Source organism: Microcoleus sp. T3_B1, from assembly GCF_036700445.1.
Classification (GTDB): Bacteria; Cyanobacteriota; Cyanobacteriia; order Cyanobacteriales; family Microcoleaceae; genus Microcoleus.
Genome location: NZ_JAUBOX010000005.1, coordinates 22,820 through 44,214, shown reverse-complemented (window position 1 = coordinate 44,214; position 21,395 = coordinate 22,820). Strand labels below are relative to the sequence as shown.

Annotated in this window: 14 protein-coding genes and 1 CRISPR repeat array; of the genes, 6 read left to right on the top strand and 8 right to left on the bottom strand. The window is 46.7% G+C overall.

Annotation, left to right across the window (positions count from 1 at the left end; all coding sequences use genetic code 11):
* The first annotated feature begins 48 nt into the window (after positions 1-48).
* Positions 49-795, top strand: a complete 747-nt coding sequence (locus QT990_RS04640) for an FkbM family methyltransferase (protein WP_333464981.1) — start codon at positions 49-51, stop codon at positions 793-795.
* Between the two features lie 765 nt (positions 796-1,560).
* Here the strand turns inward: QT990_RS04640 and QT990_RS04635 are convergent.
* The 6 genes from QT990_RS04635 to rpmI all read right to left on the bottom strand — a co-directional run bounded on the left by QT990_RS04635 (position 1,561) and on the right by rpmI (position 6,349).
* Positions 1,561-3,756 carry a diguanylate cyclase domain-containing protein gene (locus QT990_RS04635; protein WP_333307055.1) on the bottom strand — a complete coding sequence of 732 codons (2,196 nt, stop codon included), beginning with the start codon at positions 3,754-3,756 and terminating at the stop codon, positions 1,561-1,563.
* A complete protein-coding gene (locus QT990_RS04630) occupies positions 3,753-4,361 on the bottom strand; it encodes a chemotaxis protein CheC (protein ID WP_333147139.1) in 609 nt (202 codons plus the stop codon). Before QT990_RS04630 ends, QT990_RS04635 begins: the two co-directional genes overlap by 4 nt.
* Positions 4,358-4,735 carry a response regulator gene (locus QT990_RS04625; RefSeq protein ID WP_333147136.1) on the bottom strand — a complete coding sequence of 126 codons (378 nt, stop codon included), beginning with the start codon at positions 4,733-4,735 and terminating at the stop codon, positions 4,358-4,360. The genes QT990_RS04630 and QT990_RS04625 overlap by 4 nt, the downstream gene beginning before the upstream one ends.
* Before the next feature lie 237 nt (positions 4,736-4,972).
* Positions 4,973-5,503 carry a tetratricopeptide repeat protein gene (locus tag QT990_RS04620; protein WP_333147134.1) on the bottom strand — a complete coding sequence of 177 codons (531 nt, stop codon included), beginning with the start codon at positions 5,501-5,503 and terminating at the stop codon, positions 4,973-4,975.
* Between the two features lie 272 nt (positions 5,504-5,775).
* Positions 5,776-6,132 (bottom strand): 50S ribosomal protein L20, encoded by a 357-nt coding sequence (gene rplT, locus QT990_RS04615; protein WP_015178606.1) that lies wholly within the window; start codon positions 6,130-6,132, stop codon positions 5,776-5,778.
* Positions 6,133-6,151: 19 nt separating this feature from the next.
* A complete protein-coding gene (gene rpmI, locus QT990_RS04610; protein ID WP_006634164.1) occupies positions 6,152-6,349 on the bottom strand; it encodes a 50S ribosomal protein L35 in 198 nt (65 codons plus the stop codon).
* Between the two features lie 329 nt (positions 6,350-6,678).
* Between rpmI and QT990_RS35765 the strand changes: the two genes are divergently transcribed.
* Positions 6,679-7,014 (top strand): MrcB family domain-containing protein, encoded by a 336-nt coding sequence (locus tag QT990_RS35765; RefSeq protein ID WP_445252092.1) that lies wholly within the window; start codon positions 6,679-6,681, stop codon positions 7,012-7,014.
* Between the two features lie 220 nt (positions 7,015-7,234).
* Here QT990_RS35765 and QT990_RS04605 read toward each other — a convergent pair whose 3' ends face one another.
* Together QT990_RS04605 and pdhA are read right to left on the bottom strand one after the other, a co-directional pair.
* Complete coding sequence (locus QT990_RS04605) at positions 7,235-7,687, bottom strand: clan AA aspartic protease (RefSeq protein ID WP_333464980.1); 453 nt, start codon at positions 7,685-7,687, stop codon at positions 7,235-7,237.
* A gap of 384 nt (positions 7,688-8,071) precedes the next feature.
* Complete coding sequence (gene pdhA, locus QT990_RS04600) at positions 8,072-9,109, bottom strand: pyruvate dehydrogenase (acetyl-transferring) E1 component subunit alpha (protein WP_333147130.1); 1,038 nt, start codon at positions 9,107-9,109, stop codon at positions 8,072-8,074.
* Positions 9,110-9,555: 446 nt separating this feature from the next.
* Between pdhA and QT990_RS04595 the strand changes: the two genes are divergently transcribed.
* The 4 genes from QT990_RS04595 to QT990_RS04580 all read left to right on the top strand — a co-directional run bounded on the left by QT990_RS04595 (position 9,556) and on the right by QT990_RS04580 (position 21,102).
* The gene (locus QT990_RS04595) at positions 9,556-11,874 is read left to right on the top strand and encodes an IMS domain-containing protein (RefSeq protein ID WP_333147128.1); all 2,319 of its coding nucleotides are present in this window, start codon (positions 9,556-9,558) and stop codon (positions 11,872-11,874) included.
* Positions 11,875-12,137: 263 nt separating this feature from the next.
* On the top strand, positions 12,138-13,340 hold the full coding sequence (locus tag QT990_RS04590) for a glycosyltransferase family 4 protein (RefSeq protein WP_333289823.1): 1,203 nt from the start codon (positions 12,138-12,140) through the stop codon (positions 13,338-13,340).
* A gap of 83 nt (positions 13,341-13,423) precedes the next feature.
* A CRISPR array of direct repeats spans positions 13,424-18,310; the repeat unit is 37 nt; unit sequence GTTTCAATCCCTGATAGGGTTTTAGGTTTTTTCCGGC.
* A gap of 1,046 nt (positions 18,311-19,356) precedes the next feature.
* Complete coding sequence (locus QT990_RS04585) at positions 19,357-20,103, top strand: dienelactone hydrolase family protein (protein ID WP_333145835.1); 747 nt, start codon at positions 19,357-19,359, stop codon at positions 20,101-20,103.
* 99 nt (positions 20,104-20,202) lie between these two features.
* Entirely contained in the window at positions 20,203-21,102 is a 900-nt protein-coding gene (locus QT990_RS04580) for a S1 RNA-binding domain-containing protein (protein WP_333081864.1), read from the top strand.
* Positions 21,103-21,395 lie beyond the last annotated feature (293 nt).

The following is a 21,395-nucleotide window of genomic DNA, read 5'->3' as shown; positions in this document are numbered from 1 at the left end:
CATCATCTAACGTTATTTTGCAATTAAAATAAATTTCAATCTCTCCCTATGCTTGTCCATAAAATTCAGCAACTGGTGCAGCGCCAAATTCGAGCCAAAAAGTTAGGGATTAAATTTAACAGAGTTGCTAACTTTCAATTGCCCGAACAAGTGATTGTGCAAGGAAAACAGCATCAAGTAAACGTGCCTTCAGAGAAAGGCATGGACGGAGAATTTATAGAAGTGCTTTTAGACGACTGCTACGGAGTCGAGCAATTATCTGAATCGCTGATGACAATTATTGATATTGGAGCCAATGTCGGCTTATTTCCGATTGCTGCGAGGAACAGGTTTCCCCAGGCCGTAATTCACGCCTACGAACCTAATCCCTACCTAGAAAATTACCTTAAACATCAATCTCAAATCGCAAATTTTACATATTTTATGGAAGCAGTAGGAGGCCGAGATGGTAAAATCGTCCTCGACATTCGCGAAGTTTCGGGAAAAACCCGATCGACAGTTAGCGAAAGTGGCGAAATACCAATGATATCATTTCGCAGGGCGATCGAGCGAATCGGTGGTAGCGTCGATTTAGCCAAAGTAGACTGCGAAGGTGCAGAATGGCTGTTATTTGAAGATCGAGATACTTGGCAACTTGTGCAAAACCTTTCTTTAGAATATCACTTGTGGTCTGGTCACACTCACGCGGAAACCCGACAAATTATTGAAAACTTAGGATTTAGGATCGGAAAGCAAATACCAATAGATAAATGGTACGGCTTGATTTTAGCATCCCGAACCTGCAACCCTCAATGATATAGCAGATGTTGAAGAAGGAAGTTCGGCAACAGATTCGCTTTATTATGATGTAACCGATGCCAGAAAGAAGGTTAATTATTCTGGAGTTGTGGTGACAGGTCAGTTTTTATAAAAAAGAAGAGTACCTCAAAAAAATGAAACAGAAATACCTAATCTTATATCATTTCCGGTTACACCGGAATAATGTTGACGGTTGACGGTTGACGGTTGACTGTTCACTGTCAACCGTCAACAGTGAACTCGAATTTACTATTCCGATGCTAACGGATTTGAGATTAATTGATAATTACTTCCCGAATCGAGTCCCCACTAGAACTTAATTTAATTGGTGTGGTATTCGATAAAAAATATATTGTTAATGGACTTTTTACATCCATTGAAGACCTAGAGTATTTATTAAATCGCCTCTTAAATGAAGGAGAGTTAATGATTAAATGGGGACGAAAAATCACAAAAAAGGGGGAGTGTTGTATCACAGTTTAAATGCACAACAGCTTATCCAACCCATCCTTATATTTGGGTTGATTTATCCTTCATTACAAATATTCCCAAATCCTAATTTATTTATTGCGTTCAACGATTTAATTGATCCAATAAATCAATTCCAACCCTTTTATTTATCTGGATGAGCTGGCTTATTTCTTACTTCTTTAATCCGCAGAGTGACAGAAGAGGGAGATCAGGGTTTGGATCGCGGGCTTACAGTGGCATTTTTTTTGCGGAGTGGTATAACTACTCGGAATCAACAAATATGGCAATTCGTCAAGCGCTGGTGGGAGATGGTAAATTAGTGTTTGGGAGAGAAAAATCTACAGGAAGTATCGAAGTGCCTGTCCCATTCGCCTTGCCAGCAGCAGGATCGGGCTGGTAAAGTTGGATACGATCGCGCCCAAGCCGTTTAGCTTGATAAAGCGCTTGGTCGGCTGCGGCAATCAGAATTTCGGCTCCCGATTCAGATGCAGGAACAATACTCGCTACGCCCAGGCTGAGAGTGACGTACTCGCTCACCTGAGAACCAGCGTGCGGAACCTGCAAAGCTGCGATTGTGAGCTGTATGTGTTCGGCTACGATCACTGCGCCTTGAATCGAGGTATTTGGCAAAATAACGGCAAATTCTTCGCCTCCGTAGCGAGCTACTAAATCGGCGGGGCGATTGACTGCATTGGCGATCGCCCCGGCGACTTGTCGCAAACATTCGTCTCCGCCTTGATGCCCGTAAGTATCGTTGTAACTTTTAAAAGAATCAATATCGCACAGAATTAGGGACATGGGCGTTTGTTCCCGCGCTTGTCTGCGCCACTCCATTTCTAAATACTGATCGAACCGTCGGCGGTTTGCTAGCTGCGTGAGTGCGTCCGAAGTAGCCAAGCGCTCTAACTTGAGGTTGGCCGCTTGCAACTGCTGGTAGAGTTCTGCTTGCTTGATGGCGATCGCCAACTGGGTGGCCAGAGAAGACAGCAACTCTACTTCCAACTGCATCCACTGCCGGGGACTGCACTGGTGGGCCATCAGCAGCCCCCATAACTCTTCTCCTTGCACTAAAGGCACAACCAAATAAGCTCTCACCGCGAATTGTGCGAGCAAGTCAATTTGATATTGCGGCAAATCCGCGGCCAAAACATCGGCGATCGGTCGGATCGCTCGATGTTGGTACGCTTCGAGATAGAACTGGTCAAAACAGAACTTTTCCAGGGTTTCCCCCAACATCGGCTTGCAGTTGGCAGCTACAGATTCCACTGTTACCGCCCCCGTCGCCGGGGTGGCGCAGACACTGCCCGTACAGGGGTTGAAGCGGACGATCATCACTCGATCGGCCTGAAGGAACTGACGCACTTCTGTCACTGTCGTGCTGAGCACTTCACCCAAATCCAGAGACTGGCGGATATGCTGAGTAATCGTCGCCATCAGCAGTTCTCGTTCGTTCTGCTGCCGCAGCGCCTCTTGTGCCCGTTTGTACTCGGTGATATCTTGAGCGGTGCCGAAAATTTGTTTGGGGCAGCCGTCGGCTGTGCGGGCGAAAACTTGGTCGCGGCAGCGAAACCAGCGCCATTCGCCCGATCGATGTTTGAGCCGATACTCTAACTCCAAAATATGCCCGTCTTGAGTCGAGGGAAATTTTTTCTGGTGGGCTTTGAGCCTCGGCAAATCTTCTGGGTACACCAAACTCGAGTACAAAGCAGTTTGCATCTGTAAAATTTCTTGGGGAGTGTAGCCCAGCAATTTAGAAGCTTGACCGTTGACGTAGACGTTGCGCCGTTGGGTCAAATCGTAGATGTAGAGCAAATAAGGCGCCGCGTCAGCAATTTGCTGGATGAAATGCTGGCTCGATCGCAATTCTTCCTCCACCCGCTGACGCACTTGCACTTCTTCCACAGCTTGATCCCGCATTGTGCGGTAAGCTTGGATGCGATGGGTGAGGTCGGTCACGTCTTGAATCACCAGCAGCGCGTAGAACGATGGGGCATTGACCCCCGGCCATATTGATGACGAAGCTGAGGGTGGAGATTCCCTAGACACAAAAGCACTTCTTGATGAGCCGACTCCGACACTACCCTCTGATTCCAACTCAAGAGTATGGAGAACCCAGTCTCTAATCTCCTGTTCTTCTATGCCAGCCTCCAGTGCCGGCACAGCAGTCACAGTAGTTTGCTGAATTCGCTGCTGGCCGTCTTGCCAAGTTGCCGGAATCAGGTGTTTGTGAATTTGAGAAGAAAAAATTGTTGGCGGGCCTCCTGCAAAGATTTGCTTGAAGCGAGTGGCGTACTTTAACTGACTCAGGTGAGGAAAATGGGTTGTGATCTTTGTTCCCAATATTTGGCTGCGGGGAATTTTAGTCCACTCTTCCAGACAAGTGTTCCAAAACAGCACCACAAAATCATCTTGCAGCAAGCAGGCGCCGACTGGTACGCTGTCGAGAACCCCAAACTTTTCCTTAATACTTTTGCTCTCCTCAATCATAGACCCCCGGCAAGTTGATTGATAGCAGTCAACAAGGTGTCAAAGGAATTAACATTGAAAATAAGAATGATATCTCCTTCAATGTGAAGCCTTTCAATCATGAAACTGGTCTGGGCTAATAAAACAACTGTATCAGTAGCTAAACCGCCAGATATCAGCAAACTAGCAATCGTCCCTTCGCTATAAGTGGGAATTGAATAGTTCAGGCGCTGCTGAAGTACGTTGCTGATTGCACCCATGACCCCATTAATTACAATATTTCCCACTTCACTTAGCGTACCAATTTTGACTGAATCGAGATCCTGAGTTCCAGCTTCTTCCCCTGTAAGCATTGTCACCAGCAGGGCAGCGCTGTTTGTGGGAAAGACTAGCTGGGCAATGCCTCCAAAGGAGCCTGTGAATTTGAGCTGGACAGCGGCGATTTGCTCGCCGTTGAGGTGTTGCTCTAACTCTTGTTCCACGTCGATGGGAGTCAGGATTTGAAGGTAGGGGATTTGCAAGCGAATCGGGGAGTCGATCATGTCGTTCAAAACCCCTGCGGCTTGACCGATCCCGATGTTGACGAGTTCCTGCAAAGCATCGAGCTGTCGAGTGCTTAATTTCATTGTGTGCTCTCCTCGCTGACACTAAGAGCTTTTTTGATCCACCCGATTAGTTCGTCTGAGTTGGGCATTTTGTGAATGACTGCCAGGGCTCCGAGTTCCATGCACTCGGAGCGGGTGGTTGCTTGGATGTCTGCGGTAATTACGATCACTGGAATTTTATATCCTCGATCGCGCATGGCTTGCAGGACTTCCCTACCTTCCATCTCCGGCATCAGCAGATCTAAGAGCATACAGTTTGGGGTTTTAGTGCCGAGCAGTTCTAGAGCTTCTGGGCCGCTGGATGCTTCCCAAGTCTCGTATCCTTCTGCTCGCAGGATTTTGCAGATTACCCTGCGAGTCAACCACGAATCTTCGACAACGAGAATTGATGTCACTACGTTCTCCTCCTTCTATTGTTTAGGACTGACCGGCGTTGCAGGTACTGTTTTTATCTTGACAGTAATTTAAAGTGCTGGGACGGTGTGCGATCGAGCGTCACTTGGAATTCCTGTTCTTAAAAACTAACGCATTAATGTGTTGGATAGTTTAGTATCTTGGACTATGTTAAGAAAAAACCCGGTTTCTGAATGAAACCAGGTTTGCGGGATCTCTATTGCTCCTAACAGGGGCGCTCAATTATAGATTACCAAACGCTTCCGAAGGGACTCTACTCGCTGTTTGGCCGTGGTATTGTCTGGATCGCAGGCGAGAGCTTGTTCGTACATTTCCAAGGCTTGAGCTGTTAATTTCTTGCGCTCGTAGGCGTGACCCAGATTATTGAGAGATGTAACGTATTCTGGCTGCAACTTCAGGGCTTCTTTGTACTGGCGGATCGCGATGTCGTACTGTTCTTGGCCGAAGTGTGCAAAACCGAGGGCGTTGTAAATAACAGCTTGATTTTCTTCGCCTTCTAAGTCTTTGGCTTTCAGGGCTTTTTGAAACAGTACGATCGCCTGGGAGTAAAGCTTCTTATCTAGATATATACTTCCTAATTCGTAGTATTCCTGTGCTGTTCCTTTTTCTACCGTCAGCTTATTTTCTAAGCGTTCCAGAGACATTTCCAGCTTCCTAGTTTTGAGAATCTGGCGCACCACAAACCAGGAACTGCTGCCGAGTATAGCGAGCAGGACTGTCAGGTAAACAATGAGCAAATTACTATCCATGTTTTTCTTAAATTTAGGTATGTCTGTGGAAGGTTTTATTTATTTTAAGGCCCTAGCAATCTCTGAGATTGGCCTCTGCAACTGTATAAAAAACAAGGAAATAGCGATCGACCGGCCCGATCGCGATTTCTGAAAAAGCAAAAATCCAGAAGTAAGAACAAAGAAGGAAACTTGGTCTCAACCTCCTCAATTCATCAGGAGTTTTCCTTCTCTGGCAGACAGTTAAATCTTTCTTACTTCTGCTTTGTGCATTCTGAAAATCAAGCTAGATTTCAGGCTCCGGCTCGATTAGCCATTTCCACGACTTTACCGAATGTTGCCGGGTCAACGATCGCCATTTGTGCCAGCATTTTGCGGTTGATTTCGATGTTGGCTTTCTTCATGTTGCCGATCAGTCTGCTGTAGCTCGTGCCGTGCTGGCGCGATGCGGCATTGATCCGAGCAATCCACAGGCGGCGGAAATCACGTTTGCGTTTTTTGCGATCGCGATAACCGTTACGCAGGGCCTGCATCACCCGTTGGTTAGCTGTGCGGAACTGTTTCGACTGTGCGCCTCGGAAACCCTTGGCTAATTTGAGAATTTTTTTGCGGCGCGCTCTGGCGACATTACCGCGTTTTACCCGTGTCATCTTTAATTTCCGTTAAACTTTACAAGTATGGAAGCATTAACCGCACGTTAGCATCGTTGGTCTCGTCGATGACGACCAGCTTAGATAGACGGCTTTTGCGAGCTGAACTTTTGTGCTGTAGCAAGTGGCTTTTGTAAGCTTTACGGCGCACAATTTTACCGCTGCCGGTCGCTCTAAAGCGCTTTGCGGCTGCTTTGCGAGTTTTGAGTTTTGGCATGAACTGGTGTTATTTGGACACAAGCTTATACCGTATCACGTTTGTGCTACTTTCTGCAAGGGAGATTTGCGGGTTGGGGGTGGCGCTGCATTTGCTGCGATATACAGGATGGGCGATCGGGTAATCTTGCGGTAGTTTGCGGGAGTTGACACCTGGTATAAAATGTTATACCGCAGTTGCGGTATAATTAAGGGTTATACTCTAGGTTATCGGCAGGGTTAATATTTGAAAGCTGCTGGTGAGGCACGATAATTAAATTGAAGATGCAACATTAATTATTGGTTATGACGCTTAGAGAGTCCATTGAAAAAATCCTTTAGAAATATCCATTGGTCAGTAATGAAAACTTCCAGGGACATTCATTTGCTAGTTATGTCAGAAATGTAGTGCCGAAATCAATAAGTGCTTCATTGGAATTACCAGAAATCTATAGGGTAAAAGCTTCTGCAGGGAATGGTTCTTGGGCTAAAGTTCCTTGGATAGCAATATTTAACAAGCTTGTAACTCAGACTGTCCAGTCGGGGTTTTACTGTGTTTATTTATTTTGCGCCGACTTCTCAGGCGTTTATCTTTCTCTCAATCAAGGAATAGCAGATATAGCGTATTCCAGGTTTATTAAGTACACCAGAGAAACCGGGTTTCTTTACAGTTCTCGCCTCTGGTAATCATTCAGTTCAAGAAACCCGGTTTCTGGCGATATACATCTACATGGAATATGCTGTAAAAGAAATAAGTGAGGACTGGGGAAGTCGAGGGACATGGTAAGAAATCAAGCACAACTCTTTAAAGATAAGCTTGGTTCTGACAAGCTCAGATAATTTTCAGAACCTCTCGATATTCAACTTGATTCTATCCAAGGAAACTACTTCTAGAAGGCATTTAGTATTAAACTCTCAATACAGGTCTTTCGGGATTTTGGGGATTGGGAACTAGACGCTGATTTTTGCAATCTACCAGCAAATCTAAAGTTTCTAACACAGTTTGACCGATTAGCACCATATCGCCTAAAACCATTGCCGCCTCTATTGTCTCGCGCCCTTCTATTTCAATGATAACAGGCCCTGTTAATCCCACTGTTTCTTGTCGGCCATCAGCATATTTTGCTATTTCCTGACTCCGAATTCTTAAACCGAGCTGCTCTACTACATCCGCAGGTAACGCAGTTCTGACTGCGCCACTATCTATCAGTGCTTCTGCTTCGTATACGCGCAACAGAGTTGGATTGAGCACTCCTCGGCTCACTAAGGCTTCATCAATGGCATTCGTTAGCTTGACTTTGACTCGAACTGCACCCATATTTTTGCTGGCTTGAGTTAGATCGCGATCGAGATTTATCATATCGCCTCTTTTCGTCTAGAAAGTCTACCTTTGATTCTAGCCCTAATTTATGGTTGTAAGGTTCGCACTGCACACCCTACAAGTAAAGTTTGTACGTAAGTCTTATATCATTTCCGGTTACACCGTAATTATGTTGACGGTTGACGGTTGACTGTTGACGCCGTGAACAGTGAACAGTGAACAGTGAACAGTGAACAGTGAACAGTGAACTCGGATTTACTATTCCGATGCTAACGGATTTGATATTACAGCGTATTTCTGGTTTAGGAAGTGCAGTAGGGACAAAGGCTTTCGCCGTGTCCCTACGGGGATATATCACTCTTGTGGGGAGTAGGGGTTGGGCATCCTGCCCGCCCTAAACATACAAGTTAAATGCACAACAGCTTACTCATCTTCTGCATAGATAAACCGATACAATTCGCTAGGATCTGGCTCGGCACTTTTCTCAGCAAAATCCACTGCATCGTCAATTACTGCTTGAATTTTATTATCGATCTCTTTCAATTCTTCAGCAGTCGCCAAAGTTCGATCGATCAACTCAGCAGCCAACTTCTTAATCGGATCGCGGGGGAACCAATATTCCTTCTCTTCCTTAGAACGCAACTCATCAGGATCGGCCAAAGAATGGCCGCGAAAGCGATAAGTCAAAGCCTCAATCAAAGTCGGCCCCTCGCCGGCTCGCGCCCGCGCCACAGCTTCCTTCGCCACTTCCCGCACCGCCAAAACATCCATCCCATCAACCTCAAAACCAGCCATGCCAAAAGCATGAGCCTTCTTGTAAATCAGCGGGTCAGAAGTAGCTCGCTCGTGGGCCATCCCGATCGCCCATTTGTTGTTTTCCACAACATAAATAATAGGCAACTTCCACAAAGCCGCCATGTTCAAACACTCAAAAAACTGCCCGTTATTTGCAGCACCATCGCCAAAAAAACAAGCAGTCACGCCATCGGAACTCTCGTCCCCCAAAGCTTCGCGGCGGTACTTGGATTGAAAAGCCGCCCCCGTAGCTACAGGAATCCCCTCAGCCACAAAAGCATAACCTCCCAACAGTCGGTGTTCCGCCGAAAACATGTGCATCGAACCGCCGCGGCCTTTCGAGCAACCAGTTTCCTTCCCGAACAACTCCGCCATTACCTCCCGCGCCGGGACGCCCGCGCTCAAAGCGTGAACGTGATCGCGGTAGGTGCTGCTGACGTAATCAGTGTCATCCCGGCGCATCGATCGAATCACGCCAGTAGACACAGCTTCCTGACCGTTGTACAAGTGGACAAAACCAAACATTTTGCCCCGGTAGTACATCTCAGCACACTTGTCCTCAAAATAGCGCCCCAAGACCATATCCTCGTAGAGCATCAAGCCCTCATCCCGAGAAATGGTTACGCTTTGCGCGTCAAAAACTGGTAAAGTCCGTTCCTGAACCATAAATAATTAATACCCGACGATCGGCTTCCTAGACATCTAAATTTAAACCGAGATGGGACACAACCGCAGCAGAAAACGATCGCACCTTTGCTGTGCAGCACTTCACCAATTGTTAAAATGAGTTTGGCCATCGGGGCGGATTGCCCGGACTCGGAGAACCAACTCCCATCCAAACCCCATGCCAACCAATGATATAATTCCATTACTCTCAAACCCGAAAATGCTCAAGAGTCAAACAACTCATTTAGCTCAGGGGCAGTGGGGCTTTCCATTTTCCTCACTGTAAAACGCTGTAGAGGGAAAAAAATCAGAGGATCTCTACGGTAACTCCAACATACCGTGAATTAGGTGGTTGGAAGCCAACACCAGAATTTTTGATTTGGTTTGCGGGAGTATCTCACTTAAGATAGGCTAATTCAGTTGCTAGCGCTTTGGGGAAGTGGACAGTGTTAATTCCACTAGATTACTACCGGATTTTGGGTCTACCGATTCAAGCTACTGCCGAACAGTTGCAGCAGGCTCACCGCGATCGAACTTTACAGCTTCCGCGCAGGGAGTATTCCGAAGTTGCGATCGTCGCCCGCAAACAACTGCTCGATGAAGCCTGCGCCGTTCTGTCAGACTCAGAGGGGCGCAAAGCTTACGATGCCAGTTTTTTAGCCAAAACTTACGATCGAGAGTCGGAAGCCGCACAGGAAGCCAAGCACCAGAGGTCAAAAACCTCAGCAGGCCCGGCCACCTTCCTGCAAGACGCAGGAGAAACCGCTCCGGCAGAGTCCAAGGCTTTAGAGGCTGCTCCCGACCCCCACACTCCAAGTATTGAAATCGATGACAACCAATTCGTAGGAGCCCTGCTCATACTGCAAGAACTGGGAGAATACGAACTCGTACAGAAGCTGGGTCGCCCGTATCTTAACAATGGCAGCATCGCGATCGCAGAAGGTCGTTTCGGCGACCCTCAGCTCGTGAGGCCAGATATAGTTTTAACCGTCAGCCTTGCCTGTCTAGAACTCGGCCGCGAACAGTGGCAGCAAGGTCAGTACGAAAATGCCGCAAAATCATTAGAAGCAGGTCAAGAATTGCTGCTGCGCGAAAGCCTATTTGCAAGCGTGAGGGGTGAAATGCAAGCCGACATATACAAACTCCGTCCGTACAACATTTTAGAGCTATTATCGCTTCCCGAAGAAAAAGTCGCCGAGCGTCGCAAGGGACTGGAAATCCTGCGAGAAATGCTTCAAGAACGAGGCGGTATCGACGGTTCGGGAGACGATCGATCCGGTTTAGGAATAGAAGACTTCCTCCGGTTCGTGCAGCAAATGCGTAAACACCTAACCAGCAGCGAGCAGCAGGCGCTATTTGAAGCCGAAGCCGGCCGCCCCTCCGCAGTCGCCACTTACCTCTCGGTCTACACCCTGTTAGCCCAAGGATTTGCCGCCAGACAGCCATCGATGATCCGTCGCGCCAAGCTGATGCTGATGCAGCTCGGTCGCCGCCAAGACGTTCACCTGGAAAAAGCCGTCTGTTCCCTGCTGCTGGGCCAAACAGAAGAAGCCAGCAGAGCCCTCGAACTGAGTTCGGAAAAAGAACCCCTGGCCTTCATTCGCGAACATTCCCAAGATTCACCCGACTTGTTGCCCGGATTGTGCTTGTACGCCGAACATTGGCTACAAGAAGAAGTGTTTCCCCACTTCCGCGACTTGGCCAACGAGTCAGTGTCCTTGAAAGACTACTTTGCTGACCCGAAAGTACAAGCTTACCTAGAAGCTTTGCCACAGGACGCAGAAACCGCCAACGAATGGGTCGTCGTGCAGCCCCGCGCCGGCAAGCAGCCAGGGCGACTGCAACCGACAGCAGGCCGATCGCCCGCTGCCATACCGGCACAGCCACCCACAGCCAAGCAGGGAGCCAGTACAGTCACCTTGACCCCCGTACCGGGCGACGCTTCCACCGCAGCTTCGGGCGCGAAATCCCAGGCAACGGTGGCCGCGCCTAGCGCTGTTGCCCCCGTGTCTATCCCGATAGCGACAGTGCCACACCCAGCAGAATCGACTTCCAAACATCGCAGACGCCAACATTCAGGGCGAAGCGGAGCAACCGGCAAAGGGCTAAAGGGCGATTTTGCCGATCGAGCGCGCACCAAGGCAGCAGAAATTACCGCCCAAGTCAAGTCCATGCCTCCAAACAGGCTGGCTTTGTTTCTAGTCGCAGGTGTCGTGAGCCTGTTACTTTTGTGGTTAATACTCAGTCTCTTGGCTAGCGCGATGCAAGCCCTATCGGGCCCCCTCCAAGGAGAGCAAGCCCTCGTCCGCCTGGAAGAACCGCCGCTGGAAATCCCTGCCGTGGCCGCGGCCCCAGAGCCGAGCGCTGCAGGCGCAGTGTCGGGAGAAATCAATGAGGTAGCAGCAAAAGACTTAGTTCAAGGCTGGCTATCGGCGAAAGCAGCGGCTTTGGGCCCCAATCACGCTGTCGAAGAATTAAGGCGAGTTCTCACAGAACCGGCTTTGTCTCGCTGGCAATTGATGGCAGAAGCTCAACAGCGTAACAACGCGCACCAGCGTTATGTACACAAGCTGCAAGTTAATGGAGTTACCACAAATCCGACTAATCCCGATCGCGCCCAAGTAGAAGCACAAGTCTCGGAAAAAGCCGAAGTGTTCGATCGTTCTCAACTCGTTTCTTCGCGCAATGAAAACCTGCGGGTGCGCTACGACTTGATCCGTCAAGAGGGACAATGGCGGATTATGGATTGGCAAGTGATTAAGTAAGGAATTGTTCAGTTGACAGTTGACAGTTGACAGTTGACAGTTGACAGTTGACAGTTGACAGTTGACCTGGGATACCGACATCTACCTGGAAGGAAGAGGATTGGAGTAATGAACAGTCTTCTTTTAATTTCTCCTGATCGGGGTTCTGGCTGTAAACCTCTTCTTTCTGGTAATTGGTAATTGGTAATTTTTGCTAGCTAATTACTAATTACCAGTTGCTGATTATTAGGTGAATTTTTAATTCCAAAAGCGGGAGTTTTGAATTGCAGATTATTGTTGAAGGCTGGCGTTTTATTTATCATTCCTATTGCGTAGCCAATCAATTTCAACTGCTGGAAATGCTCGCTCGCCCGCGAGGACAAATTGAGCTTTTCCACCGCGATATGCCCTACATTGACCCAGCTTGGGAGACGAAAATTAGTTTATTCGATCGCCCAAATGAAACATTACTTCGCAGCATTAAGAGCCCTGGGGTAAATCAGTCAGCGGATGTTACCCTGCGAATGTACTGCCCGTGGGACTTCTCGGCATCCAGCAGCGCTCAAACTTGGGTATTTGCAGCCACAGAATGGGGGATTGTTACGAGTTCAGTATTACAGGCGATGGGTGTTAAGTCGATCGCCCAAACTCCGGTTAACTCAGAAACGAAAATTATTACACCGTCGGCGTGGTCAAAAGCCGGCTTAATTCGCAGCGGAGTTGAGGCCGATCGCATTGCCGTTGTACCTTTGGGAGTCGATCCTCAGATTTATTATCCTGCTGCGGGCGATCGGCGTCAATCACTGCGCCAAAGCTTGGGCTGGTCAAACTATTTTATATTTTTAAACATCGGAGGACAAACCGATCGCAAAGGTATTCGCCCTTTATTAAAAGCCTTCGCTGCGGTAGTTGACAAATATCCCGATGCGAGATTAGTTTTAAAAGGTTCTGAACTGCTTTATCCGTCGAGAGACGAGATTGCCCAAGCCTGCCGAGTTGTGCTCAACGATGCGGAAAGAGCGAGGGTTTTACCAAGATTAATTTATACTGGTAGCCAGCTATCTTTTGCTCAAATAGCTGAGTTTTACCAAGCAGCAGATGTTTATGTTTCTCCCTATTTGGCAGAAGGTTTTAATCTGCCGGTGTTGGAAGCTGCAGCTTGCGGTTTGCCGGTTATTTGCACGGCGGGCGGCCCTACAGATGATTTTACGCGATCGGACTTTGCACTGCGGATTGAAAGTAAATTTATGAGTGTGGTAAGTGACGGGGAAACCTTATTTATATTAGCTCCTGAGTGGGAACATTTGACTGATTTGATGCAAAGGGCGATCGAACAGCCTGGATTGGCTGCGAAAGCGAGGGTTGCGGGCCCGGCTTTTGTGGCTGAAAATTTTACTTGGAGGCGTGTAGTCGATCGATTGCTTGAGGTTATGGGAGGAGATAGAAAGAGAGAGGAGAGGTCTATTTTTGAGCCAATAATTTTGTAGTTTGGGTCTTTCAAGCCCTAGATGGGGAAATAGGTTTTTTCCGGCTCTGGCAAAAGCGCAACCAGTTTCGCTTTTGCTTCTATGTTTCAATCCCTGATAGGGTTTTAGGTTTTTTCCGGCGCTTGATTTTTTAGTTCACTTGCCATAGTATAAAAGGTTTCAATCCCTGATAGGGTTTTAGGTTTTTTCCGGCTACGAGAGTGTGGCGAGAGTGTAGGAAGTGCTGGGTTTCAATCCCTGATAGGGTTTTAGGTTTTTTCCGGCAAAAGTAGTATTAAAAGTAGTATGCTTTAGGGGTTGTTTCAATCCCTGATAGGGTTTTAGGTTGTTTTCGGCCGTCTGCACTCATCGCCTATCCTGGCTCTACACCAATGTTTCAATCCCTGATAGGGTTTTAGGTTGTTTTCGGCCAGATTGGCAGGAAGATTCGCTCGGAAGATACAAGTTTCAATCCCTGATAGGGTTTTAGGTTGTTTTCGGCTTCAATATTCTCGCAACAATCTTGAAGGGATTTGGCGTTTCAATCCCTGATAGGGTTTTAGGTTGTTTTCGGCGTACACTTGCCATTCAAGCGCTAACTAGCTTGACCCATAGTTTCAATCCCTGATAGGGTTTTAGGTTGTTTTCGGCTTTGGATAGCCGCGTTCCTGTCAGAGTTGCCTGATTGTTTCAATCCCTGATAGGGTTTTAGGTTTTTTCCGGCGAAAAAGCCCAGAGGGAACGCGCCCCGGAGAAGGGAAGGAGTTTCAATCCCTGATAGGGTTTTAGGTTTTTTCCGGCGATTTTGATGGCCCGTCGGCGTGGGCTTTTCTTGTTTCAATCCCTGATAGGGTTTTAGGTTTTTTCCGGCTCAATCACCGCCGAAACCCCTGGGAGCTAGCAGCGCCCAATGTTTCAATCCCTGATAGGGTTTTAGGTTTTTTCCGGCTCGAGCAAACCAAGCGCGGTGGAGTTTGTTCAACGTTTCAATCCCTGATAGGGTTTTAGGTTTTTTCCGGCATGCAGCCGAGTAACTGGAAATGGTACGGCACATGGATTATTGTTTCAATCCCTGATAGGGTTTTAGGTTTTTTCCGGCACTCACTTTGGCAGTAAGTTTCAAAGGTGCGATGTTTCAATCCCTGATAGGGTTTTAGGTTTTTTCCGGCTAAATTGGTGCGAAAATCTCGCAGCATTAAATTGTTTCAATCCCTGATAGGGTTTTAGGTTTTTTCCGGCGGAGTGGTCTGAGATGTTCCGGCAACCAGTAGGGGTTTCAATCCCTGATAGGGTTTTAGGTTTTTTCCGGCTTAACCTGCGAACGAGACACAGATGACATCTTTCTGTTTCAATCCCTGATAGGGTTTTAGGTTTTTTCCGGCGGCTCGAAAATTGCCCCGTGTCATTCATCCACGAGTTTCAATCCCTGATAGGGTTTTAGGTTTTTTCCGGCATTCTTTTTAATAAAATCCTGTTGCCGACTCATGAGTTTCAATCCCTGATAGGGTTTTAGGTTTTTTCCGGCGATTTTTGTAATTGGTGGGTAAAGTTTCAGCAATACAAGTTTCAATCCCTGATAGGGTTTTAGGTTTTTTCCGGCCCGAGGCGATCGGGCTGCGGTGGAAAAATATCAAGTTTCAATCCCTGATAGGGTTTTAGGTTTTTTCCGGCCCTAACTGTCCTACCTGTGAGAGTGAATCGAGAAAGGTTTCAATCCCTGATAGGGTTTTAGGTTTTTTCCGGCCGACCGCCAGTGCATCCCTACTAACCTACCCCGCCGTTTCAATCCCTGATAGGGTTTTAGGTTTTTTCCGGCGGAGCCGATCAGCATGAAGCAAGAACAAAAGTTTTGTTTCAATCCCTGATAGGGTTTTAGGTTTTTTCCGGCGCTCGTTAAGGTCGGATAGGCGGGCAAGTGGCTGTTTCAATCCCTGATAGGGTTTTAGGTTTTTTCCGGCTTTTAGATCAGCGCTACCAATGAGAGCGCCAACGTTTCAATCCCTGATAGGGTTTTAGGTTTTTTCCGGCACTATGCGGGTTTGCGTGTTTCTGAGTTGTGCGCTTTGGTTTCAATCCCTGATAGGGTTTTAGGTTTTTTCCGGCGCGTCAAGCGATACCAACTGAATCTCCGGGTAAGTTTCAATCCCTGATAGGGTTTTAGGTTTTTTCCGACCGGGAAAGGCTTTCAGAACTACACCGGAGACTGGATAGTTTCAATCCCTGATAGGGTTTTAGGTTTTTTCCGGCGATGAAATTATCCAGGCACTTCGGTTAAAACTCAGGTTTCAATCCCTGATAGGGTTTTAGGTTTTTTCCGGCCTTTGAAAAAAAACAGCAGTCTGTTTTAGAAGTTTCAATCCCTGATAGGGTTTTAGGTTTTTTCCGGCCCGGCAGCCTGGGGCGGGTATGCTGATTTTGGCCGCTGCGTTTCAATCCCTGATAGGGTTTTAGGTTTTTTCCGGCATTATAGCTTGTAGTTGAGAGATAGAATACCTCTCATGTTTCAATCCCTGATAGGGTTTTAGGTTTTTTCCGGCGATTCATTATTAATCAATAAACCTCTTACAAAGGTTTCAATCCCTGATAGGGTTTTAGGTTTTTTCCGGCGGGGATTCCCCCATCATTTATTAACTAAAATTCAGTTTCAATCCCTGATAGGGTTTTAGGTTTTTTCCGGCATACAATAAAAACTTTTTTCCTAACAAGAATTCGTTTCAATCCCTGATAGGGTTTTAGGTTTTTTCCGGCGGTAGATAATCTCCACAATGATATGGAATTGATGTTTCAATCCCTGATAGGGTTTTAGGTTTTTTCCGGCGCGTGTTTGGGCTGAATCCAAAGCGCAGACTTACGTTTCAATCCCTGATAGGGTTTTAGGTTTTTTCCGGCTTGAAACATCGAGAATTTCAGTTCTTGCTTGCAATTGGTGGTGTTTCAATCCCTGATAGGGTTTTAGGTTTTTTCCGGCGAAAGCCGCCTTTAGCTCCAAGTAACAGTTTTGATTTGTTTCAATCCCTGATAGGGTTTTAGGTTTTTTCCGGCCCAATTTGCAGTTTTCGTAGTTGCCGAGGGATTTGTTTCAATCCCTGATAGGGTTTTAGGTTTTTTCCGGCGCTCAGCAACTTGAAAGAGAAAAGAAAATTGATAAGTTTCAATCCCTGATAGGGTTTTAGGTTTTTTCCGGCGATAGCAGCCTGAGTTAGGCTAGTGCCCCAAAAGTTTCAATCCCTGATAGGGTTTTAGGTTTTTTCCGGCTCAATTTTATCAAGAGAATTAGAGCGAGCAGAAATGTTTCAATCCCTGATAGGGTTTTAGGTTTTTTCCGGCAGGAGCAGAAACAGAAGATTTTTCAAGCAGTAAATTTGTTTCAATCCCTGATAGGGTTTTAGGTTTTTTCCGGCTTTATCGAGCGCTCAAGCGCCTCGAAAGCTTACCACGTTTCAATCCCTGATAGGGTTTTAGGTTTTTTCCGGCGAAACACCGCCACCTAATTGTGGAGGATTACTGGAGTTTCAATCCCTGATAGGGTTTTAGGTTTTTTCCGGCTTTGGCGTACCTCAGTATTATGTGACTTTGATGTCATTAGTTTCAATCCCTGATAGGGTTTTAGGTTTTTTCCGGCTTTACGATAGTATTACTAACAAAGTTTCGGGCGCGTTTCAATCCCTGATAGGGTTTTAGGTTTTTTCCGGCATATAGAGAATCGCCCGGTAGCTGCAATGCGTCCGTTTCAATCCCTGATAGGGTTTTAGGTTTTTTCCGGCTCTTCAATTGAAGGTAAAACTTCCTCATATACCCAGTTTCAATCCCTGATAGGGTTTTAGGTTTTTTCCGGCACTACCGTAGCAGCTATCCACTTGCCCCAGCGGTTGTTTCAATCCCTGATAGGGTTTTAGGTTTTTTCCGGCTGTACTTCTTATGTAACTTACCAGCCATCTTTCTGTGTTTCAATCCCTGATAGGGTTTTAGGTTTTTTCCGGCGCATACCTTCCCAGTTATTTTTCATTATGCTGCTTCAGTTTCAATCCCTGATAGGGTTTTAGGTTTTTTCCGGCCGAGTTTCTTCTGAAATTACATTGGAGGGTATTAAGTTTCAATCCCTGATAGGGTTTTAGGTTTTTTCCGGCCTTTCCACCATATCAGCCGGAGCTGGCAATGGTGTTTCAATCCCTGATAGGGTTTTAGGTTTTTTCCGGCCTCGTGCCATTCCCTGCGAATTTCCTCGGCGCAGTTTCAATCCCTGATAGGGTTTTAGGTTTTTTCCGGCTTGATTGCAGTTCCCGTACTTCTTTTTCCAGCATGTTTCAATCCCTGATAGGGTTTTAGGTTTTTTCCGGCATTCTCTTTCCGTGTCGTCCTTAATAATGAAAGCTTGTTTCAATCCCTGATAGGGTTTTAGGTTTTTTCCGGCTTAACGAAAGTGATAAAGCCAAAATGGGAGGATTTCTGGGTTTCAATCCCTGATAGGGTTTTAGGTTTTTTCCGGCGCAATTCTCGAATTGCTCTGAGTACGTCGGGGAGTTTCAATCCCTGATAGGGTTTTAGGTTTTTTCCGGCGCGGGTCGGTGTATCAGCACCGGAGGCCCCAGGGTTTCAATCCCTGATAGGGTTTTAGGTTTTTTCCGGCGAATTGCGGCCAGAACTGCAAGTCTTTGATACACCAGGTTTCAATCCCTGATAGGGTTTTAGGTTTTTTCCGGCCGACTTCTTGTGCTGAAATCAGGTTCAATTCCTGCGTTTCAATCCCTGATAGGGTTTTAGGTTTTTTCCGGCTTCAAAGAAATTAACACAATGAGGACAAACAAATGTTTCAATCCCTGATAGGGTTTTAGGTTTTTTCCGGCACTCCGCCATTTTTCCACGCCCACCAGCGACCGTCTGGTTTCAATCCCTGATAGGGTTTTAGGTTTTTTCCGGCTTTGGATGTCGGGTACTGCCGTCGAACCTGACGGAAGTTTCAATCCCTGATAGGGTTTTAGGTTTTTTCCGGCCGCCCGTTCCAGAAGCCTTGGTGTATTTGGTTTTCAACGTGCAGTTGCGTCCATCTAAAATAAAAGTACCATTCCAGCCTTCGGCTTGTCAATACCCGATTTTCCATATTCCCTCCAAAACCTTATCCTGTAAAGCTTTCAGACTTTGCGTCTATCTTGTTTTCACACTAGGGGCATCAAACTCTTGCTACACATGAGTTTGAGCCGAAAAATTTGATACTCCGATTTTCACACCTACCCATAGACGCAAACTCAGCAAAAAATATTCTGCGATCAAGGGCTCTACGCCACCAATACCTTCGATCTTACCCTGACAGCAAGCGCACAGCGGAAAAAACCAAATACTGTCTTCCTTGGGTTAGATGACTTTCTTCGGCGTGGCGATCGTAACTTAGACTTGAGTCCTAACCGGAATCAATCTCCTCAACTGGTTGCATGACTTTGTTCGGCGGGGCGATCGTAACTTAGACTTGAGTCCTAGCCGGAATCAATCTCCTCAACTGGTTGGATGACTTTGTTCGGCGTGGCGATCGTAACTTAGACTTGAGTCCTAGCCGGAATCAATCTCCTCAACTGGTTGGATGACTTTGTTCGGCGGGGCGATCGTAACTTAGACTTGAGTCCTAGCCGGAATCAATCTCCTCAAACGATTCCGCCAACCAGAAAGCAAAGCGATTAAAAAACAACTCCGATATATCAAAAAAAATTAGCTCATATTCAACAGCTAACGACTTAGACACTTATCTCTAATTTCTAACGAAAAAGCCATATAAAAGCTGCCAAGTCGTAGACTTATCAAAATCTATGCTTTAGAAAATCACAGACCACAACTTATCTTTTACCGAAATTGAATCCCAATTAATTGCTAGGAGTGATTTGCCACAACTTATTCAGCGAAACCTAAACCTTCAACAATAAGCGAATTTTACCTGCCATATTTGCGGTATTTGTGCTTCGCGGTTCCGAAAAATGTTATTGGCAAATTGCATACAAAATCCCCAAATTAACTTAAAATCAGTAGAGTGGCATTTACCTTAAAACAACCTATGACAAAAGCCGAAATTAGCACCAAAAACATCACAGTTCCTAACGGGGATTTGCAAATAGCTGCATACCTAGCCCAGCCAACCTCCCCAGGGCAATTTCCCGCAGTTATCGTGATTCAAGAAATCTTTGGCGTCAACTCGCACATCCGGGAAGTTACTGAAAGAATAGCAAAAGAAGGATATGTGGCGATCGCCCCAGCCATTTACCAGCGTCAAGCCCCCGGCTTTGAAACCGGCTACACACCCGAAGCTATCCAAATCGGCAGAGAATACAAAGAAAAAACCACCGCTTCCGAACTTCTGGGCGATATCCAAGCCACCATCGAGTACCTCAAAACTCTACCCTCAGTCAAACCAGAAGGTTTTGGCTGCATCGGTTTCTGCTTTGGAGGGCACGTCGCCTACCTTGCCGCTACTTTGCACGAAATCAAGGCTACAGCGTCGTTCTACGGCGCCGGTATCGCCACCCAAACCCCCGGCGGCGGCACCCCCACGATCGCCCGCACAGCAGACATTAAAGGCACTCTCTACGCCTTTTTTGGCACTCAAGACCCCAGCATTCCCTTAGAACAAGTTGACCAAATCGCCGCAGAATTGCAAAAACACAGTATTTCTCACCAAATTTTCCGCTACAATGCCGATCACGGCTTCTTCTGCGACCACCGCGGCAGTTACGACGCTACGGCAGCAGCCGACTCGTGGATGCAGGTGAAGCAGCTATTTCATCAGCAACTTCAACCAGCCTAGAGAGTGGGAGATGGGGAGATAGGGAGATGGGGAGAGTGGGAAAATTTTTTCTACTGACGACTGCCAACTAAATTACTGACAACTGACAACTAAACTGACATGAATTCCAAATCTACAGGTTCTCAAAGCGCAAAAGCATCCTTTTCAATGGATGATTTTGCTAAAGCCCTCGAACAGCACAATTATGAGTTCCAGAAGGGACAAGTAGTGCGCGGCAAAGTGTTCGAGTACGACTCAAACGGCGCGTATGTTGATATCGGCGGCAAGTCTTCGGCTTTTTTGCCGATCGAAGAGGCTGCTTTGAGAACAGTAACGGATTTGTCGGAAGTGGTTCCGCTGGACGAGGAACGGGACTTTTTGATTATCCGCGAACAAGATGCAGATGGCCAAGTTACTTTGTCTCTGCGGCAGTTACAAATTCAGCAAGCTTGGGAAGATTTAGTTGAATTGCAGGAAACCGGTAAAGTTCTTCAGGTGCGGGTTTCTGGGGCAAATAAGGGCGGCGTGACTGTAGATGTTCAGGGAATGCGCGGCTTTATTCCCCGATCGCACTTAGTCGATCGCGATAACCTAGAATCGCTGATCGGTCAATCTTTGAGCGTTAATTTTTTGGAGGTCGATCGCGAACGAGAAAAACTCGTACTTTCCCAGCGGATGGCCACTCAATCCAATGCTTTCAAGGACTTGCAAATTGGTCAGTTGGTGGAAGGAAAAGTCAGCAGCATCAAGCCTTTTGGCGTGTTTGTGGACTTGGAAGGAGTTAGCGGTTTGCTGCACATCAAGCAAGTTAGCCAAAAATATATTGATAACCTTGGAAAGGTGTTTGCTCCCGGTCAACCCCTGAAAGCGATCGTGGTTGACCTCGATGAAAGTCGTGGCCGAATTTCACTTTCTACTCGGGTACTAGAAAATTACCCAGGGGAAATGGTGGATAAAATGGCGGATGTTATGGATACCGCAGAAGAGCGATCGGAACGTGCTAGAAAGACTCTTTCTTAAGTCTTGATCTAATTACCACCCCGACTTCTTTAAGAAGTGGGGGTGGTAAAAGTGCGATCGTTTTACGTTTAATTAACTTGATTTACTTATTTGGGATTTTACATCCACTTCTTATACCAGTTTCCAAAAAGAATCCCAGTATAGGCTAACTCCAAACCCCTAAGCTGTTGCACATTTAAACTGTGAACTAAAATTTGATAAAGTTCTTGTGGGGTGGGCCAGAAAGCCCGCACAAAAAATACGATTTAGATGCACAACAGCTTATCTAGTAAGTTAATACCTCTCGCCAATCA

Coding starts and splice junctions, on each gene's coding strand:
- QT990_RS04640 (WP_333464981.1), top strand. CDS start 49: ATGCTTGTCCATAAAATTCAGCAACTGGTGCAGCGCCAAATTCGAGCC.
- QT990_RS04635 (WP_333307055.1), bottom strand. CDS start 3,756: ATGATTGAGGAGAGCAAAAGTATTAAGGAAAAGTTTGGGGTTCTCGAC.
- QT990_RS04630 (WP_333147139.1), bottom strand. CDS start 4,361: ATGAAATTAAGCACTCGACAGCTCGATGCTTTGCAGGAACTCGTCAAC.
- QT990_RS04620 (WP_333147134.1), bottom strand. CDS start 5,503: ATGGATAGTAATTTGCTCATTGTTTACCTGACAGTCCTGCTCGCTATA.
- rplT (WP_015178606.1), bottom strand. CDS start 6,132: ATGACACGGGTAAAACGCGGTAATGTCGCCAGAGCGCGCCGCAAAAAA.
- rpmI (WP_006634164.1), bottom strand. CDS start 6,349: ATGCCAAAACTCAAAACTCGCAAAGCAGCCGCAAAGCGCTTTAGAGCG.
- QT990_RS04605 (WP_333464980.1), bottom strand. CDS start 7,687: ATGATAAATCTCGATCGCGATCTAACTCAAGCCAGCAAAAATATGGGT.
- pdhA (WP_333147130.1), bottom strand. CDS start 9,109: ATGGTTCAGGAACGGACTTTACCAGTTTTTGACGCGCAAAGCGTAACC.
- QT990_RS04585 (WP_333145835.1), top strand. CDS start 19,357: ATGACAAAAGCCGAAATTAGCACCAAAAACATCACAGTTCCTAACGGG.
- QT990_RS04580 (WP_333081864.1), top strand. CDS start 20,203: ATGAATTCCAAATCTACAGGTTCTCAAAGCGCAAAAGCATCCTTTTCA.